At 44.2% G+C, this 18,525-nt stretch carries 18 protein-coding genes; 9 read left to right on the top strand and 9 right to left on the bottom strand.

Annotation, left to right across the window (positions count from 1 at the left end; genetic code table 11):
• Positions 1–3 precede the first annotated feature (3 nt).
• Both ACFOHL_RS01210 and gloB read right to left on the bottom strand, forming a co-directional pair.
• On the bottom strand, positions 4–1,734 hold the full coding sequence (locus tag ACFOHL_RS01210; protein WP_376918376.1) for a LysM peptidoglycan-binding domain-containing protein: 1,731 nt from the start codon (positions 1,732–1,734) through the stop codon (positions 4–6).
• A complete protein-coding gene (gene gloB, locus ACFOHL_RS01205; protein ID WP_376918375.1) occupies positions 1,734–2,504 on the bottom strand; it encodes a hydroxyacylglutathione hydrolase in 771 nt (256 codons plus the stop codon). Before gloB ends, ACFOHL_RS01210 begins: the two co-directional genes overlap by 1 nt.
• Before the next feature lie 182 nt (positions 2,505–2,686).
• On the opposite strand from gloB, the gene ACFOHL_RS01200 reads away from it, so the two are divergent.
• Positions 2,687–3,448 carry a methyltransferase domain-containing protein gene (locus ACFOHL_RS01200; RefSeq protein WP_376918374.1) on the top strand — a complete coding sequence of 254 codons (762 nt, stop codon included), beginning with the start codon at positions 2,687–2,689 and terminating at the stop codon, positions 3,446–3,448.
• 211 nt (positions 3,449–3,659) lie between these two features.
• On the opposite strand, the gene metG is transcribed toward ACFOHL_RS01200, so the two are convergent.
• Entirely contained in the window at positions 3,660–5,702 is a 2,043-nt protein-coding gene (gene metG, locus ACFOHL_RS01195; RefSeq protein WP_376918373.1) for a methionine--tRNA ligase, read from the bottom strand.
• A 114-nt stretch (positions 5,703–5,816) separates the two neighbouring features.
• Between metG and apbC the strand changes: the two genes are divergently transcribed.
• From apbC to ACFOHL_RS01175, 4 genes are all read left to right on the top strand, one after another.
• On the top strand, positions 5,817–6,932 hold the full coding sequence (apbC, locus tag ACFOHL_RS01190) for an iron-sulfur cluster carrier protein ApbC (RefSeq protein ID WP_376918372.1): 1,116 nt from the start codon (positions 5,817–5,819) through the stop codon (positions 6,930–6,932).
• An 82-nt stretch (positions 6,933–7,014) separates the two neighbouring features.
• Positions 7,015–7,605, top strand: a complete 591-nt coding sequence (gene dcd, locus ACFOHL_RS01185) for a dCTP deaminase (RefSeq protein WP_376918371.1) — start codon at positions 7,015–7,017, stop codon at positions 7,603–7,605.
• 31 nt (positions 7,606–7,636) lie between these two features.
• Positions 7,637–7,981: a hypothetical protein gene (locus tag ACFOHL_RS01180; RefSeq protein WP_376918370.1), complete on the top strand. Its 345-nt coding sequence runs from the start codon at positions 7,637–7,639 to the stop codon at positions 7,979–7,981.
• Positions 7,982–7,984: 3 nt separating this feature from the next.
• Positions 7,985–8,689 carry an aspartate/glutamate racemase family protein gene (locus ACFOHL_RS01175; protein ID WP_376918369.1) on the top strand — a complete coding sequence of 235 codons (705 nt, stop codon included), beginning with the start codon at positions 7,985–7,987 and terminating at the stop codon, positions 8,687–8,689.
• Here the strand turns inward: ACFOHL_RS01175 and ACFOHL_RS01170 are convergent.
• A complete protein-coding gene (locus tag ACFOHL_RS01170; RefSeq protein WP_376918368.1) occupies positions 8,669–9,358 on the bottom strand; it encodes an arylesterase in 690 nt (229 codons plus the stop codon). The genes ACFOHL_RS01175 and ACFOHL_RS01170 overlap by 21 nt on opposite strands.
• 19 nt (positions 9,359–9,377) lie before the next feature.
• Between ACFOHL_RS01170 and ACFOHL_RS01165 the strand changes: the two genes are divergently transcribed.
• The gene (locus ACFOHL_RS01165; protein WP_376918367.1) at positions 9,378–10,073 is read left to right on the top strand and encodes an ABC transporter ATP-binding protein; all 696 of its coding nucleotides are present in this window, start codon (positions 9,378–9,380) and stop codon (positions 10,071–10,073) included.
• 20 nt (positions 10,074–10,093) lie between these two features.
• A complete protein-coding gene (locus tag ACFOHL_RS01160; RefSeq protein WP_376918366.1) occupies positions 10,094–12,616 on the top strand; it encodes an ABC transporter permease in 2,523 nt (840 codons plus the stop codon).
• Between the two features lie 35 nt (positions 12,617–12,651).
• Here the strand turns inward: ACFOHL_RS01160 and ACFOHL_RS01155 are convergent, their stop codons facing one another.
• On the bottom strand, positions 12,652–13,545 hold the full coding sequence (locus tag ACFOHL_RS01155; RefSeq protein ID WP_376918365.1) for a TIGR01777 family oxidoreductase: 894 nt from the start codon (positions 13,543–13,545) through the stop codon (positions 12,652–12,654).
• Between the two features lie 6 nt (positions 13,546–13,551).
• Positions 13,552–13,917, bottom strand: a complete 366-nt coding sequence (gene folX, locus ACFOHL_RS01150) for a dihydroneopterin triphosphate 2'-epimerase (protein ID WP_376918364.1) — start codon at positions 13,915–13,917, stop codon at positions 13,552–13,554.
• Positions 13,918–13,990: 73 nt separating this feature from the next.
• Here folX and ACFOHL_RS01145 point away from each other — a divergent pair, with 73 nt between their 5' ends.
• Positions 13,991–15,028, top strand: a complete 1,038-nt coding sequence (locus tag ACFOHL_RS01145; protein ID WP_376918363.1) for an AI-2E family transporter — start codon at positions 13,991–13,993, stop codon at positions 15,026–15,028.
• A 125-nt stretch (positions 15,029–15,153) separates the two neighbouring features.
• The gene (locus ACFOHL_RS01140; RefSeq protein WP_376918362.1) at positions 15,154–16,140 is read left to right on the top strand and encodes a GGDEF domain-containing protein; all 987 of its coding nucleotides are present in this window, start codon (positions 15,154–15,156) and stop codon (positions 16,138–16,140) included.
• A 36-nt stretch (positions 16,141–16,176) separates the two neighbouring features.
• On the opposite strand, the gene ACFOHL_RS01135 is transcribed toward ACFOHL_RS01140, so the two are convergent.
• From ACFOHL_RS01135 to trpB, 3 genes are read right to left on the bottom strand one after another with little or no spacing between them, the layout of a single operon-like run.
• On the bottom strand, positions 16,177–16,476 hold the full coding sequence (locus ACFOHL_RS01135; RefSeq protein WP_376918361.1) for a YciI family protein: 300 nt from the start codon (positions 16,474–16,476) through the stop codon (positions 16,177–16,179).
• Between the two features lie 26 nt (positions 16,477–16,502).
• The gene (gene trpA, locus ACFOHL_RS01130; RefSeq protein ID WP_376918360.1) at positions 16,503–17,339 is read right to left on the bottom strand and encodes a tryptophan synthase subunit alpha; all 837 of its coding nucleotides are present in this window, start codon (positions 17,337–17,339) and stop codon (positions 16,503–16,505) included.
• Positions 17,339–18,520 carry a tryptophan synthase subunit beta gene (gene trpB, locus ACFOHL_RS01125; protein ID WP_376918359.1) on the bottom strand — a complete coding sequence of 394 codons (1,182 nt, stop codon included), beginning with the start codon at positions 18,518–18,520 and terminating at the stop codon, positions 17,339–17,341. Before trpB ends, trpA begins: the two co-directional genes overlap by 1 nt.
• Positions 18,521–18,525: the final 5 nt, after the last annotated feature.

The following is an 18,525-nucleotide window of genomic DNA, read 5'->3' as shown; positions in this document are numbered from 1 at the left end:
AGCTTAGGTCTTTGTCACGTCAATAGTAAGTTTGAGCTTTTGACCAGGTTGTAAATATTTTTTACCTTGCAAGTTGTTCCACTGCACAATGTCGTTGATTTTTAGCTTGAAGCGTTGCGCAATGCGAGACAAGGAGTCGCCACTTTTCACTCGATAAGTGATATTTCGATTGATACTCTTTTGTGTAGAGCTTAGATCGGGCTTACCTGTCCATACCACTAAATTCATACCAATTTTTAGTGGATCTCTGGGTGCCATTTTATTCCATTTTGCCAAGTCGCGAACAGAAACTTTGTGTTTTCTTGCTATATCCCAAAGTGTATCGCCATTGCGTACTTTATGGTTTGTTTTGTGACTTCCCCTCGCGATTGACTGTGTTTTTAAAAGACGTTGGTCAACAGACAGGGCATATTCTTCAATAGATTTTAATGCCACTGGCACTAACAAGTGCTTACCTGCATATATCCTTGATGAGCGTAAATCGTTGATTTCTTTTATAACATCAGTAGTGGTGTTATATTTTTTGGCAATCTTTTCGAGACTATCCCCTGAACGAATTTTATAACGCACCCAATTTAGCATCTCATTCTCAGAGGTGTTTGCTAGGGCTAGCTTAAATTGTTCGACTTGTTGTATGGGTAAGAGCAAAGTGTGTGGGCCTTCTGGATCTGTCGCCCACCTGTTGAAACCGGGATTTAAAGCCTGCAGTTCAGCGGTTGTCAGTCCGGCCATATTCGCGGCTTTTGATAAGTCGATTTGCGCATTGACATCAACAATTTCTAAAACAGGCGCGTTGGCGATAGTGGGCCACGCAAATTGATTAGTATCGAGATTTCGCAAAATATCAGTCAGCGCCAACAATTTGGGGACATAGGCACGTGTTTCACGAGGCAGGTCTAAAGACCAAAAATCAATGGCTTTTCCGGCGCGTTTGTTTTTGCGAATGGCGCGCATTACTCGACCCTCGCCACTGTTGTACGCTGCCAATGCATGTAACCAATCACCGTCAAACATCTTATGCAGGCGTTTCAGATAGGCTATGGCGCCGTCTGTAGAAGCAATAACGTCTCGGCGTCCGTCATACCACCACGTTTGTTTCATTCCGTAGTTCTTGCCTGTACCAGGTATAAATTGCCACATACCTGCGGCTCTGCCATGAGAGTAGGCGAAGGGATCAAACGCACTTTCTACAATAGGTAGCAAGGCAATGTCTAAAGGCATGTTCTCTTCGTCAAGTCGCTTGACAATATAGTAGAGAAATGGCGCAGCGCGGTTTGATACGCGCTGCATGTAATTGGGGTGCTTTAAATACCAATTTTTTTGGACACTGATGCGCCGTTGACCTTCAGGTACATCAAACTCAAGTTGATCAGCGATGTAAAACCAAAGATTGGAGTATTGCACTTCGTCATCGTTAGCACTCGCGTCGTCCTTGCTAGGTTGAAGCGTACTGGAAAGTGTTTCGTCAATTTCTGTAACAGGGTGAACAACTTCAATCACACCCTCCGTAGGCGGTTCACAGTCTATGCTTTGCTTAAAACTTTCGGACTCTGAAGTGCTGCTTTCAGAGGCATAACAATCAAGTAGGACATGCTCTGACTCTGTATTTACAGATAGCGTTGTTTGTTTATCAATATCACTCGTTTCTTGTGTAATGTTACACGCTGATAGCCCAACACCGGTACTTAAAATAAGTACGAGGGAGGATAAGGTTTTGTTATTTTTTTTATTCATCAAAAATTGTCTTTTGCTGCGCGCACGGCGGCAAATACCGCAGTAGCATTATGATTATTAATATTCAAAATTTTTTTAATACTTTCAACAAATTCCGGTAAGTGGCAACGAAGGAAAGGATTGATTTGTCTCTCTTTCGATATTGTGCTTGGCAAGCTTGGTAAATTGAGTTGCCGTTTTTCATTCACCCAACGGATATGTGTTTTTATGTCTAGGTTGTCTGGCTCTAGATATTCCGCAAATTTCAAGTTTGCCTGTGTATATTCGTGAGTACAGTAAACCTTGATATCTTCGCCAAGAGAACTTAATTTTTTTAACGATTGCCAAAACTGCTCTGGATTCCCCTCAAACATTCTTCCGCAACCTGCGGAAAACAAGGTATCACCACAAAACAAATACGCTTCATTGAAGTAAGCGACGTGATCCAAGGTATGCCCCGGTACTTCTATAACAGATAGTAACAGCTGGTCATCAAATAGGGACACTGTATCGCCGTCCCATACTGGATCAGTAATGGTTGTAATGCGCGGGGTTTCTGGACCATGTACCTTGATGTCTGGAAATGCGTTTGTTAGTTCAGGAATACCGTTTATGTGGTCGTGGTGCCTATGTGTCACAATGATTGCGTCAAGCTTGAGATTATTTTGCTTTAAATATGCCAGCACAGGCGCACTTTCGCCGGGATCAACGACCACGGCTTTGTCTGCAATCGACAAACACCATATATAGTTGTCACTCAAGGCTGGAATGGGAGAAATGTTTAACTTCATTTTTATTATTTTAACGTTATACAAAGTATTTTGATTTCCAACTTATACTAGCATCTGATGGTGCAGCTTTGTTGTTTTTTTTTACTCTATTTTAACGTAAGCTTTGCTATGAAGAATTATCGTGGCGGTAGTCAATACCGGTAGACTCATTGATGAACGGTAACAAATAAAGTGAAAGTGACATGTTGTTGCGTGCAGCTAAACGCCTAAAAACGCCCAAATACCCTGAAAAATGGGAGTATTTGAGTCAGGGCGAACGTGTAAAAGAAGAGCTTGAATCAGCACTGTCGCCAGTGGTAGAAACCTTATTTGGCTATTATTTGGTAAAAGTGGGCTCCTTGAGTAGTGAACTTGAATTGGCATCAAGCCCTATCAAGCACAAAGTCAATTTCGCGACAAAAGCTTCTAAGCACATTCACCTTTGTGGCCAATCCAATCAATTGCCTTTTCAAAATAACAGTGTGGATGCCTTCATTGTCTTAGCTGAGTTAGATTTTGCCCAAGATCCGCATCAGATAGTGCGAGAAATCGATCGCACCATAACTGCAAATGGACATGTAGTGATAGCTGGATTTAATCCATTTAGCGTCGCAGGTATCATGAAATACTTACCGATAAACCGGAACAATTTACTTCATCAAGGGCGTTTTTTTACGGCGGCTCGCGTTAAAGATTGGTTGCAACTTCTGGATTTTGAAATTGTTCAACAAGAACACCTTATCTATTCGGCGTTATTTATGCGCAAGAGTTTAAGTGAAAAAAGTCGAGTGATGCGCTGGTGCAAGCAGTATATGCCTTGGTTTTCATCAATGTACGTTATTGTTGCTCGGAAACGAGAAATTCCCTTGTCACCGATTAAGTCCAAATGGAAACTCAAACCCAAGTTTAATAACGCGCCAGCTACTGCGACAATGAGCAATACGGCAAGTGCTCGAAGGCGCTAACGATAGTCCCACCGTGATAGTCGAATTTGATTTGAGCCGAAGCGTTTGACTTTGCTTCCGAGGTGCAGGTATTGGGGCAAAAATAAAGACGTCGTAAACCCATCCATGGGGACTCTACAAAAGCATCCATGCTTTTGAAGCTTTATTTTTGCCCCAATACCTGCACCTCGGAAGCAAAGTCAAACGCTTCAGCCTAGTCAATGGTGAGGATTTATTTAACTCGCATACCCGGCTGTGCACCTTCGTCTGGCTGAAGGACAAATAAGTCAGAACCTCCAGGCCCTGCGGCAAGCACCATGCCTTCCGATAAACCGAAGCGCATTTTTCTCGGAGCCAAGTTCGCCACCATTACCGTTAGTTTGCCTTCCAGCTGGTCTGGCGTGTAAGCAGATTTGATCCCAGCAAATACTTGGCGTGTTTCACCACCTAAATCCAGCTCCAATCGTAGGAGTTTATCTGCTTTCTCTACTGCTTCTGCTTTGACGATTTTAGCGACACGTAGGTCGATTTTTGCGAATTCATCATATGAAATGGTTTCTGCAATGGGATCGTCTGCCAGTGGACCAGAAACAGACTGTTTTTCCTGTGTAACTGGAGTAGCTTGTTGCAAACTCTCTTTGCTTGCTTCGATCATGGCGGCAACTTTGTCAGGGTCAACACGCTGCATTAAGGCCTTAAATTTATTGATTTTATGGCCTGTTTTTACCTCATTAATACTAGACCAGCTAAGCTCATCAACTAAAAACTGTTCAGATTGCGCGGCTAAGTTCGGTACGATGGGTTTTAGATAGACCATGAGTATTCTGAAAAGATGAATACCCATTGAGCAAACATCATGTGTTAACGCTTGTTTGCTTTCGTCTTTTATCGTGACCCATGGTGCTTGTGCATCAATATATTGATTGGCTTTGTCAGCCAGTGTCATAATTTCTCTTACGGCTTTATTGTACAACCGCTTTTCTATTGCGTCTGCAATATCGTCTGCCGCGTCTTGAAACTCGGCGAGTAAACTGGGATTTTCAATGTTGTTAGACAGGGTCGCATCAAAGCGCTTGCTAATAAAGCCGGCACAGCGAGAAGCGATATTGACAACTTTGCCAACAAGATCGGCATTGACTTTTTGCACAAAATCTTCAAAGTTCAAATCAATATCAGTCACACTGTCGTTAAGTTTACTCGCAAAGTAGTACCGCAAATATTCTGGCTGTAAGTGTTCTAAATATGTACGCGCCTTAATGAAGGTACCACGAGATTTACTCATTTTTGCGCCGTTGACCGTCACAAAACCATGTATATTGACTCCGGTTGGCTTGCGCAACCCTGCGCCCTCAAGCATCGCTGGCCAGAACAAGCAGTGAAAATAGGTAATGTCTTTACCAATAAAGTGATATAACTCAGTATCCGAATCTGCCCGCCAGAAGTCCATGTCATCCAAACCGGCTTTATCACAAAAATGCTTAAAGCTGGCCATGTAACCTACTGGTGCATCGACCCATACGTAGAAGAATTTTCCCGGTGCTCCAGGTATTTCAAAACCAAAATAAGGGGCATCTCGGCTAATGTCCCATTGTTGCAAACCTTGCTCAAACCATTCTTCCAACTTGTTGGCCATCTCATTTTGGATGGCGCCAGAGCGGATCCAGCCTTTTAACATTTCTTCAAACTTGGGTAAGTCAAAAAAGTAATGCTCGGAATCTTTTAGAATAGGGCTTGCGCCCGATACGACAGAGCGTGGGTTTTTTACTTCGGTTGGGCTATAGGTTGCGCCGCAGACATCACAACTGTCTCCGTTTTGATCGAGTGCGCCACAACTGGGGCAGTCACCTTTTACAAAACGGTCGGGCAAGAACATCTCTTTTTCTGGGTCGTATAGCTGATTGATGGTTTTTTTTGAAATATAACCTGCATCATTCAGCTTGTTATAAATCAATTCGCAATATGCTTTGTTTTCTGGGCTATGCGTAATGTAGTAATTGTCATAGTCGACTAAAAAATCGCGTAAATCTTTGTCGTGTTCGTCTCGAGTTTGCGCTACCATTTCTTCTGGCGTTAGACCAAGTTCTTGTGCTTTTAGCATAACGGGTGTGCCATGTGCGTCATCCGCACACACGCTATGGCATTCATGGCCACGTAAGCGTTGGAATCGCACCCATATGTCTGTTTGAATATGTTCTAATAAATGGCCTAGGTGAATAGAGCCGTTGGCATACGGCAAGGCGCTGGTGACTAAAATTCGGCGCTGAGCTTGTTGCATTCTGCGAATTTTCCCCGATATAAATGACAGTTAAAAATAAAGCGCAGATGGTAGCGCAAACGCGAGTCGAATGCACCATCAACTCGCCCTGAGAGCAAATATAATTGGGTAAGTATGTTTTTTAAAAAAAAGTCAAAATTGCCAGACACAGTAAACAGTGCAGTTGGAATAGAAACTGTGATGTCGCAAATCAAAAACTTTGTTCAGAGGCATTTTGCCTTGCCTGATGAAACACTGTTTAACGTTGCCCTACACAAACGCATCATTACGGTTAGTCTGCCTTTTCCATGTGAGAAGGATGCTGAACAATTGGCTTCGCAATTGTGTGACACTATTGCCTTGCCCTCGGACTTAACTTGCAAGTTTGTCAGCAATATCCCGATGTTTGCCACTAAGCAGCCTTTGGTTCGCAACGTGAAAAACATTGTGGCAGTTTCATCAGGTAAGGGGGGCGTAGGTAAGTCTGCTACAGCCGTTAATCTCGCTTTGGCCTTGAGCAAGTTAGGGGCGAGAGTAGGGGTATTAGACGCAGACATTTATGGCCCCTCTGTTCCGCTAATGTTGGGCACCACTAATAAGTCACCTGATACGGAAGACAATAAGACCATGCAGCCGATTTATGCTCACAAACTTGTGTCTAACTCGATTGGGTATTTAGTCGATAATGAACACGCCTCTATCTGGCGTGGACCAATGGCAAGTAAAGCTTTACAACAATTGATTAATGAAACCGAGTGGCCACTTTTGGATTATTTAATCGTTGATATGCCACCTGGTACTGGAGATATTCAGCTTACCATGGCACAGCAAATACCGTTGACTGCTGCGGTCGTCGTCACCACTCCTCAAGACATCGCGCTAGCAGATGCCGGCAAGGGCATTGCCATGTACGAAAAACTGTCGATACCGGTACTCGGCTTAATCGAAAATATGAGTTATTTTGAGTGTCCCAATTGTGCGACTCAATCTCCTATATTCTCTACAGACGGCGCAAGTAAATTAGCAAAGCGTTATCACTTGCCAGTATTGGCTGAAGTGCCAATTGACATGCATATCAGGCAAAACGCGGACAATGGAAAATCTTTATTCGATGACAAAAATTGTGTGGGTTTGCAAAACATCTATTTGCAAGCAGCACGTCAAATGAGCATCAATATGGCAAACAACGTGGCCTTATCTGATGTTGCGAAAGCCGCAAATGTCGGTATTGATATTACGAGACTTGATTAGAGGCTGTTGCAACATTTATGGGTGAGCCGCATAATTCCCCGGTAAAGGGCACAAAAATACTAACTACAACAGAAGAAACGACATGCGTTTATGTGACAAGGACATAGTAAAGTATTTGCAAGACGGGCATATTGGGATAAAACCCGAGCCTGACTTGCGTGAGGTGAGTGGCGTGACAGTGGATGTGCGCTTAGGCAACAAGTTCAGGGTATTTCAAGATCACAATGCGCCGTATATCGACTTAAGTGGTCCAAAACACGAAGTACAAGCCGCGATGGATCGCGTAATGAGCGATGAAATAGATATTGGTGAAGGCGAGGCATTTTTTCTTCATCCTGGCGAACTTGCATTGGCGGTGACTTACGAATCGGTTACATTACCGAGTAATATTGTAGGGTGGCTAGATGGACGCTCTTCGTTGGCGCGTTTGGGTTTAATGGTGCATGTTACTGCACATCGAATTGATCCCGGCTGGTCTGGCAATATTGTTTTGGAGTTTTTTAACTCGGGTAAATTGCCCCTCGCGCTTCGTCCTGGTATGAAAATAGGCGCGATCAGCTTTGAAGTTTTAAGCGATTACTGCGAAAAACCATACAATGCACGTACAGATGCAAAATATCGAAATCAAGACGGTGCGATCGCAAGCCGAATAAGTGGTGACAGCAAAGCTTAAAAGCCCGCTCAATCTTAAGGAGAAGGAATGCATGAAACAGCTAAATTTAAGTTTATGCGTGCTGATATCGGCTTGTGCTTCAGGCATCCCTGAAGTAGAGACTCTGAGTGATAATGAATACCGCATTACCGTAATTGGCAAGACAACAGACGGTAAACTTGCGTTAGAGAAAAGGGCGTATGCGAGGGCAAGAGATATATGTGGCGCGGATAACTTTGCATTTAAACTAAAAGGGAAAGGGGAGCGCATTGTATACTCAGGAAAGCCTTATTCTCTGTCACAAACAGGCTTACATGAGCGGGATACTGCAGTGCTAGAAGCGGTGGCGGTTATTGAGTGCATTGATGTAGCTGGCGATTCAAAAGAAGGTGCGTAAAGTATGAAAACAATAGGACTACTCGGTGGGATGAGTTGGGAATCGACACTGAGTTACTATAAAGCCATCAATGAAGAAGTAAAGCGTCGTTTAGGAGGTCTGCATTCCGCTAAGATATGCTTGTACAGCGTCGATTTTGCTGAAATTGAACAATTGCAACACAAAGGACAGTGGATGGAAACCGCTGAAATTTTAGTCAATGCTGCAAAGTCAATGGAGCGAGCAGGTGCCGATTTTTTGCTAATTTGTACCAATACAATGCACAAAGTTGCACCAGATATTGCGCGCGGTGTGTCGATTCCCATCATACACATTGCCGATGTTTGCGCACAAGTACTGCTGAGTCAGAACATCACTAAAGTAGGTCTGCTAGGTACACGGTTTACGATGGAGCAAAATTTTTACAAAGGTCGTTTGCAAGAAAAGTATGGTATTGAGGTAGTGGTACCTAATCATGAAGACAGCGAGATAGTGCATGCCGTTATTTATGATGAACTGTGCAAAGGTGTGGTTAGCGAGGATGCTAAAATTGAGTACTTACGCATCATTGACAATCTGCACAAGCAAGGGGTACAAGGTGTGATTTTAGGCTGTACCGAAATCGCCTTGCTAGTAAAACAGCAAGACACTGTCGTGCCACTCTTTGATACGACAGCGATTCACGCCATGTCTGCTGTTGATAAAGCCCTAGAGAATGAGAGCTTCTAATTTAGGCTTTAAAAAATCGACAATTAATAGCTGTGCCTCCGAAGTGGGGTGGATCCCATCCCGTTGCATCAAAGAGGCATCTAGTGCGATGTCTTGTAAAAAAAATGGGACTAATGGGACAGCGTACTCTTCGGCCAGTTGGTGGTAGTTTTCGATAAACATTTGGGTGTACCTGCGTCCAAAATTGGTCGGTATTTGTACCTCTTGAAGTATTACCGCTATCCCCTGCGTTTGTGCAAGTTCAATCATTTTAGCTAAGTTGTTTTTAATTTTTTTGGGATTGTGCCCTTGCAAACCATTGTTACCGCCCAATTCTATGTAAAGGTGACTGGGCGAATGTAATGCCAATAGGCGGGGTAACCTCGCTAGACCACCGTCTGTCGTATCGCCACTGATGGCGGCATTGACGACTTCAATCGGGCGCTTGTCTGTTTTCCACTCTTTTGCCAAAATGGCTACCCAGCCTTGGTTTTCAGTTAAGCCATATGCGGCACTCAGACTGTCACCCAGTACAAGTAATTTATGCTTTGTTACATTTTCCTGCTTGTCTATTCCCTGATCTGAATGAACATATAAGGGGAATAAAAGACTAAACGACAGTAAACTAACAAATAGCCATTTTGCAGTGTTTAGGCGCTGAACTACTGAAAACAATGAGATTACAGACACTATGAGCAATACCTCTACTATGATTAAAACGAAAAGTCTGATTAAGAAAGTAAATACGAGCGAAGGTTCACTTCAGATTCTTCATCCTATCAGTTTTGAAGTCAAGCCTAGCGAAACGATTGCAATTATTGGCGCTTCGGGCTCAGGAAAATCGACCTTATTGGGATTATTGGCTGGTTTAGATGAAGTTAGTGGTGGTGAAATCTATCTTGATGGTGAACCTTTACACAATATGGACGAAGAAGCACGCGCCAGATTGCGAGGCGAAAAGGTAGGGTTTATCTTCCAAAGTTTTATGCTAGTACAAAGTTTAACTGCTCTCGAAAACATCATGTTGCCTGCTGAAATCGCGGGTTTAGACGACCCCAAGTCACGCGCGATGGAGATCATTAAGCAGGTCGGGTTAGAACATCGAGCACACCATTTTCCTAACCAGTTATCGGGCGGCGAACAACAGCGAGTGGCAATTGCCAGAGCGTTTATTACACAACCTAAAATTCTCTTTGCTGATGAACCAACAGGCAACTTAGATTCAGCAAATTCAGAGAAAGTGGAAGACTTGTTGTTTGCCATGAATGCCGACCTAAAAACAACATTGGTGCTGGTGACACATGACGACGAACTGGCCATGCGATGCCAAAGGCAACTTCGCATGAATGCCGGCGAATTAAGTGAAGTGTCGCCAAAACTAAAGGCCGTGGCGGGGAGTAAGTAGTAGTGGGCTCATCTAACAATATGGCAGTATCTCTCGCATGGCGCTTGTTCAAGCATGAAGCGAGACGTGGAGAACTCACCATAATACTACTGGCAATTGTGCTGTCAGTTACATCCGTACTGGCGCTCTCCTTGTTCAGTGAGCGTTTACAGCAAGCCTTAACGGATCGCTCTGCGGAATTTATCGCTGCCGATAGTCAGTTGCGCTCACGTAACCCAGTAGATGAGGCATGGCTTCAAGAAGCGAAAGACAGAGGACTCAACACCGCCTTTCAGCTTTCCACTCGGTCAATGGCCTTTGCGGGTGACAACTTGTCTTTGTCTGATTTGCGCGCGGTCAACGATGACTACCCGCTAAAAGGACAAATAAAGTTGTCTGATAAACCCTTTGGCGAAGCCAAACCGACTGACAAGGTTCCACGTTCTGGAGAAGCTTGGATTGATTCTCGTTCGATACAGCTTCTGGGTGTCAGCGTCGGTGGTAGCATTGATGTCGGTGATAAAACATTGGTCGTCAGTCAAATCTTAAACGAAATTCCCGATGGGGGATTTAGTGTATTCAACACCGAACCCATGATTTTGATCTCTGCAGATGATCTCGAAGCGACAGGTATCATTGGCCCAGGTAGTCGTGTCACTTACAAGTATTATTTTGCTGGTGAGTCGGATGATATCGAAGCGTATTATGATTGGTTGCGGCCACAGTTGGATAGAGAAATTCATCGCTGGCAAAGTATCGAAGATGATGATTCGCCTATAGGTCGTTCAGTGGCGCGCGCCGAAGAGTTTTTCCTGCTTGCGAGTTTATTGGCTATCATCCTTGCAGCAGTATCCATAGCGGTTGCCGCTCAGCGATTTAGTCAACGTCATTTTGACCCAGTTGCTGTCATGAAAACACTGGGTGCAAGTAAGCAAGTAGTGCGTAAAATCTACCTCATTCAAATTTGTTTCATCACCGCGCTTGGTATCGTGCTAGGTATTGTTATTGGGTTTTTATTGCAAGAAGCTGTGGTTGCTTTGTTAGCTGATTCCGTGCCTGTTGCGCTGGATGCATGGCATTGGCGACCCTTGGGTATTGCCGTGTTTACCGGTATAACCTGTGCGTTGTTGTTTTCCCTTTATCCTCTTTTACAGTTGTTTTCGGTGCCTCCTTTGCGCGTGTTGCGCAAGGATATTGACGCAACGCTGTCTTCTAGAGCTTTACAGTTTTTGTTTTCAGGTTCAGCCGTGTTCTTGCTGATGCTGTTTTACAGTGGTGACCCAGTGATCAGTGGCATACTGTTTTCATCGGGTATTGTGCTCGTTGCTTCCTTACTTGGCATGACCTATTTGTTGATTATGTTGGGACGGAAATTAGGCTCTGGTGGCATGGGTGCTTGGACATTGGCTTGGGCCAGAATTCGTCGTCGTGCAATGGGTAACTCGGTGCAATTGATTAGCTTTGCTATCACGATAATGTTGCTGCTAGTCGTGTTGGTGATGCGAAATGATATGGTAAAACAATGGCGAGACCAACTACCAGAAGGGACGCCTAACTACTTTATCTCGAATGTAACCGAAGACCAAAAGGCCGGCTTAACTCAGCAATTTGAGGACTTCAATGTCGAGTATGATAAATTTTTTCCGGTGGTACGTGGGCGGTTTGTGGCAATAAATGACGAAAAAATTCGTACAGACATTACCAAAGAGGATGAAGAAGTCGCTGACGAAGGTCGCCAAGGCTTGGGACGCGAAGCTAATTTAACTTGGAGCACTGAGTTACAAAAAGGCAACGAAATTGCTGAGGGGGTGTGGCATGCACAATGGTCGCCTACAAGCACAGACAGTCAGGATATTCCGCTTTCTATCGAAAAAGAACTAGCGGAAAACCTTGGTATCCAGATGGGAGACAAGCTTACCTTTAATGTCGGAAGTGAGGTGATCACAGCGACGGTAACAAGTATTCGGACGGTCGATTGGCAGACCCTACAGCCCAATTTTTTCTTTGTTTTACACCCACAAGCAATGAAAAACTTCAATCCTACCTATATCACGAGCTTTCATTTGGATGAATCCAGAAAAGCAGATATATCAAAACTGTTGGCACCCTTTGCAAGTATTACCTTGTTTGATGTGGATGCTCGACTTGATCAGTTACGCGAAATTATCGATCAAGTGTCGATGGCCGTTGAGTTTATTCTAGTCTTGGTATTAGTCGCGGGAGGCTTGGTCTTGATTGCGCAAGTTCAAGCCAGCATGGATGAGCGCTTACAAGAATTAGCGATATTGAGAACCCTAGGGCTGAAAGGCAGAAGAATACGATTTAGCGTAGTAAACGAATTCGTTATTATTGGTGTTGTCGCTGGCTTAATGGCGGCGCTTGCTAACGAATTTAGTTTGTATTTACTGCAGTCCAATGTATTCCAGATGCCAGCGTCTATTCATATGGAATACTGGGTCATTGCGCCTATTGCTGGCGCGATAGTAGTGGGTATACTCGGTGCATTTGGTTGTTGGCGGTTGCTGTCTCTAAATACCAGTGCGCTATTGCGTAAAATGGTGTAGTGGACAACGAGTTTTATATGGACAAACGATATGCCTTAGATGTCTAAGGCATCTAAGGCTTCTACTAGCGTTGGATAATTGAACACAAAGCCAGCGTTTTGGAGGCGTTGTGGCAGCACTTTTTGACCGTAGAGCACGAGCTCTGACGATTCTCCCATCATAAACTTAATCACGCTTGCGGGGATCTTAAATAGACAAGGGCGTTGTAATCGCGCAGCCAGCTTTAGTGAAAAGAAATGATTGGTATTGGGATTTGGGGAAGTCAGGTTAAATGGACCATGACAAGCATCATTTTCTAATAAAAAGATAATAGCGCGCAGCATGTCGTCGAGATGTATCCACGGCATGAATTGTTTGCCTGTACCGATCGGCCCACCCAACCCCAATCTAAAAGGCATGAGCATTTTTTGTAAAGCGCCGCCTTCTTCCGCAAGAACAATCCCCGTGCGCAATAGACACACCCGCGTGCTGTTGACTGCGCCAAGTGCGATTTCTTCCCAGCGCTGGCATACTTGACGGCTGAACTCCTCATGATATTCGCTAAAGTCTTCCGTAATTGGCGTATCGCCTTGACGACCGTATATGCCAACCGCACTACCACTAATAAACACCTTGGGCTTAACTGTGGCCTGATTAATTAATTCAACCAATTTTGCTGTCATGTCCCAGCGAGAATCGCAAATTTGTTGCTTTTGCGCGTCCGTCCAGCGTTTATCTGCGATAGGTTCGCCTGCTAAGTTGATAATTCCGTCGATGTTTTCGACATCGTTAATCTCCGAGAGCTTTTTTACTGTGATCGTTTCACCAAGTAAACGCTTTGCTCGCATGGGATCACGAGAAATGAGCGTGATTTGGTAAATGGATGTTAAGCGCTTGATCAAGTTTCTACCGATTAATCCAGTGCCGCCAGAGATTAACAAATGTTGCATGAATCTTTACCCTTTTGTGCAAGACAGTGAGAGAGAAACTGAATCCGAAAAACGCAGTGCATGCGGTTTGTCTACTTCAGCTTCTGCATAGCTTACCCATGGGTGTGCAGCAGCTAGATCTAAGACGTCTGCGGTCAGTTTTTCCAACAGTGAAAAGCGGTTGTCCTCTACCAAACGGATGATTGCCTTGGTAATGGTTTTGTAATTGAGCGCGTCTTCCATGTTGTCCGTATCGGTAGCTTTTTTTGCGTCATAATGAATGGTGATGTTAATAATCACGTCTTGCTGATTTTTAATTTCGTCCTCGTTAATACCAATATAGGTGCGTAACCTTAAGTTTTTAATGCGAATTTTAGCAAGATCAAGATTCATATGTTGTTGTATTCCTTGTGGTAGTTTTATGCTTATAATACAAGAGCGATGTAATTAAATAGGGAAAAATTAATTGGAGCTTAAATCACCTACCGTAAAAGCACTGCTTGTTATGGCAGCACTCGTGATTGTGTTAGCCGGTATTAAAGCTGCTAGTGTTATTGTTGTCCCTTTTTTACTTTCTGCCTTTATCGCTATTGCCGTTAGTCCGTTAATCAACTGGTCGGCAAAATATAAAGTGCCCAGATGGCTCTCGGTTACTTTAGTTATACTGCTAATTGTAGTGATTGGTTTTATGCTAGCAGGATTGATCACGCAATCACTAGCTGAATTTAGGCAAAACATGCCAATTTACCGAGAACAACTGTCCGGTGAATTTACGTGGATTATAGAAAAACTGACCGTACTTAACATCGATTTAGATAAAAGTTTAATCGTGTCGTACCTCGATCCCGGTATGGCAATGACAATGGCATCTAACTTTATCACAGGGATGGGGACGGTCTTATCAAACGTATTTTTAATCCTTCTTACCGTTATTTTTATGTTGTTTGAGGCGGAGTCGATGCCCAAGCGCGTGCACATAGCTTTGGCGGATCCCGATATGCGCTTGACGCATATCGACCGATTTTTGGCCTCTGTGAATCAGTATTTGGTTATCAAGATGGTGGTGAGCCTTGGTACTGGTATTTTCATTGGTATTTGGCTGTATGCTTTGGGCGTAGACCATTTTATGCTTTGGTCTGTCTTGGCTTTTATGCTTAATTTTATTCCCAATATAGGCTCTATTATCGCCGCTATCCCTGCTGTGCTAATGGCTTTTGTTGAATTTGGCTTTGCTAAAGCAGGGCTGGCGGGCTTGGGCTTTATTGTTGTCAATACGGTCATGGGTAATGTTATAGAACCTCGATTTATGGGCAAAGGCTTAGGCCTTTCCACCCTTGTTGTATTTTTATCCCTGATTTTTTGGGGGTGGTTGTTAGGCACGGTTGGCATGTTGCTGAGTGTACCTTTGACAATGGTGGTAAAAATTGCGCTTGAATCTAGAGAGGAGAGTAAATGGTTAGCTATTTTGCTGTCTGATGACAGTGACAGTACTGTGAAGCTATAAACCACAAAAAGGTCAAGAAGATCGAGGACTTATACAATTTAAAATTTGGCCGATATTAGACTAAATTGTGAGCAAATGATTGCCAATACTAATTAGGCGATATGAGAGTGGTTAGATAGATATCTATGATTTTGTTATTCCGCGAATTTTCTAGTCGCTCTGTTAGCGACCGTGTAGCGATGAGTATTGTATTGCTGATCATCGTCGCGCTTTCGCCAATGACAGTTTTTCGTTACCTGCAAGGCAATTACCCAATGATGATTATCGATTTTGGATTAATTGTCGTTGCCTGTTTATCACTTGTATTTTTATACCTAAATCAGTACGGGAACTACATCAAGGGAATAATTGGAGTCGCGCTAGCTTGTGGGATGGTGCTGGCCTCATACTATGGTAGTGACGCCACTCTATACTGGTTGTTTCCTGGTACCTTAGGGATATTCTCTATGCTACAACCTCGACGGGCGCTGGTATTATTAATTTGTATGAGCTCTGCACTGCTTCCTGTTCTTTCAAATAAGACATCCCTAGATACTATTTTTGTGCTTACCGCTACTTTGGGGGCAAGTATTTTTTTCGTGTATTATTTTGTTAGGGAATTGCAATTGCGTTTTGAACAACTAAATACCGAAGCAATAGAAGATTACCTCACGCAAACAGGCAATCGCCGCGCGTTTCATCGAGACGCCGAGCAGTGCATCAGCGCCAAATTAAAAAATCAAAGTGCTACCGCATTGATCGTGTTCGACATGGATTACTTTAAACGGCTGAACGATAGTTATGGTCATGGGGTAGGTGATCAAGTGCTGAAAGAATCAACTCGCTTGATGTCTAAACGTTTGCGACGGACTGACAAAATATACCGCTTAGGTGGCGAAGAGTTCGGTATCCTCATGAAAAATTGCAGTTTGGATGATGGGCTTGTTTTAGCGCGTGATTTACGTGAGTTCGTGGCCGAAAATAGAAGCGATAAACTACCGCCGTATACGATGTCTTTCGGTGTAGCAGAGTTAAGCGAGGGCGAATCTGTCACAGATTGGGTAGAGCGCGCGGATAAAGCACTTTATGCCTCAAAAGATGCGGGACGAGACAAGATCACAGCGGCCAAATAAAAGCCGCTGTTAAAGAATGTGCTCGTTTAACTGTTTTTAGGGTAAAACGTACTTAAAGGGCTTAATTGTCACTTTTTCATATACACCCGCTGCCACGTAAGGATCTTGCTCCGCCCATTGCTCGGCGTCTGACTGCGAGGCAAATTCGGCAATGATAACAGAGCCAGTAAAACCTGCTTCACCCGGATCTTCAGCTTCAATTGCAGGTGTTGGCCCTGAAACCAATAAGCGGCCTTGCTCTTTTAGTGCAAGTAAGCGTTCTAAATGCGCAGGTCTGGCTGATTTGCGCGCAGCCAAACTGTTTTCCTTGTCTTCTGCGTAAATAACGTAAAACATTTGTTAGTTCCTCTATTTATTGAGCACTATACTGAGCGTAATGTGGCGGCTTTCATTTCTTGTACAAAGGCTCGTAAGGCCTCTGCTAAGCCTGCCTTATCATCTAAGTTATCAGCAATAATATTTACCGTTGCTGACCCCGATATCGCGCCCGCTGCTCCAGCTTCGATTGCCGCTTTTACTTGCTCAGGCTTAGATATGCCAAAGCCTAAAACGGGTGGTGCCACTCCGTATACCGCTAATTTATCAATTAATGCACTGGCAGGGATGTCGACTTCTGTTTCGGCACCGGTTACCCCGGCTCGCCCGAGTAAATAGGTGTAGCCAGTGGAGAGCTCGCCCAAAGAGGCAAGCGTTTCATCACTGGCATTGGGAGGGGCAATCAATATTTGTTGAATGTTATGGGCGGACGCTATTTGCGCAAATGGAGCCACTTCGCGGATAGGTACATCAGCAATCAAAATAGAGTCCACTCCTGCTGCTTCGGCTTCGGCATAAAATGTGTCCATTCCTCTTGCGAGCACTAAATTGCTATATAGCAATAGACCGATTGGAATATCTGGGTAAGCGTCTCTTATGGCAGCAATGATGTCCATACAATCTTGCGGCTTAATTCCCTTGTCCAAGGCACGGATACTAGCTTTTTGAATCGTTGGACCATCTGCAATTGGATCAGAATAAGGGATCCCTAGTTCAAGGGCATCAGCTCCAGCGTCGACAAGCGTCTTGACGATCGCGAAACTGGTCTCTTTATCTGGATCACCGAGCATCACAAATGGGATGAAAGCGCCTTCATTTTTTGTTGCGAGTTGAGCAAATAGCTTGCTGTATCGTCCCGTCCCGTCAAATTTCTTCCGTTCCATTATATTTCGTCTCCCAATATATTGATGACATGAGCTAAGTCTTTGTCGCCACGACCAGACAAATTAACAACAATAATCGAACCGTCTTCTGCTTCTTCGGCCATGTTAATACCATGGGCAAGCGCGTGAGAAGATTCCAGCGCCGGAATGATGCCTTCTTTTCTAGCTAGAAGCTGGAAGGCGTTTAAGGCTTCAGTATCTGTCACCGCATGATATTCCGCGCGGCCGATATCGTGTAAATATGCGTGTTGGGGGCCAACGGCGGGGTAGTCTAGGCCAGCACTGACTGAATAAGATTCTTCGATTTGGCCCACTTCATCTTGCATGATGAACGTAAACGCGCCATGCAAAATGCCTTTGGTTCCCTTACAAATTGTTGCACCGTGCTCTTTGGTATGCATGCCTTTACCGGCGGGTTCAACGCCGACTAATCTGACGGAAGGCTCGTCGATGAAATCGGCAAACATTCCGATTGCATTTGAGCCGCCACCCACACAAGCGACTACAGCATCTGGCAATCGCCCTTCTTTTTCCATGATCTGGCGGCGCGTTTCTTCGCCTATCATGCGGTGATATTCTCTTACTATTGTAGGGAAAGGGTGAGGTCCAGCTGCTGTTCCGAGTAAATAGTGCGCTTTATCATAGTTTGCCGACCAATCTCGCATGGCTTCGTTGACGGCGTCTTTCAGCGTGCCAGAACCGGCATCTACAGGAATCACTTTTGCACCCATTAAACGCATTCTAAACACATTAGGGGCTTGTCGTTCAACGTCTTTTGCTCCCATGTATATGCGTGCTTTCAAGCCGAGTAGGGCACAGGCAAGTGCTGTTGCAACGCCGTGTTGACCTGCGCCAGTTTCAGCGATGACTTCGGTTTTTCCCATGCGCTTAGTTAATAATGCCTGGCCCAATACTTGGTTTGTTTTGTGCGCGCCGCCGTGCAAAAGATCTTCGCGCTTTAGGTATAGTTTGACCTTCGGATTAGAAATGAGATTTCTGGTTAAGGTCATTGACGTTGGGCGTCCCGCGTAGTCTTTTAATAGGGACAAAAACTCTTCGTTAAAGCTTGGGTCTTCTTTTGCATCTAAAAATGCTTGCTCAAGCTGATCCAAAGCTGGGATCAGCAATTCTGGAACATACATTCCACCAAAGTCACCAAATTTTGTATCTAATTTATTCATTGATT

This window comes from Agaribacter flavus, assembly GCF_042646125.1.
In the GTDB taxonomy this organism is placed as follows: Bacteria; Pseudomonadota; Gammaproteobacteria; order Enterobacterales; family Alteromonadaceae; genus Glaciecola; species Glaciecola flavus.
This window is presented reverse-complemented; position numbering and strand designations above follow the sequence as displayed.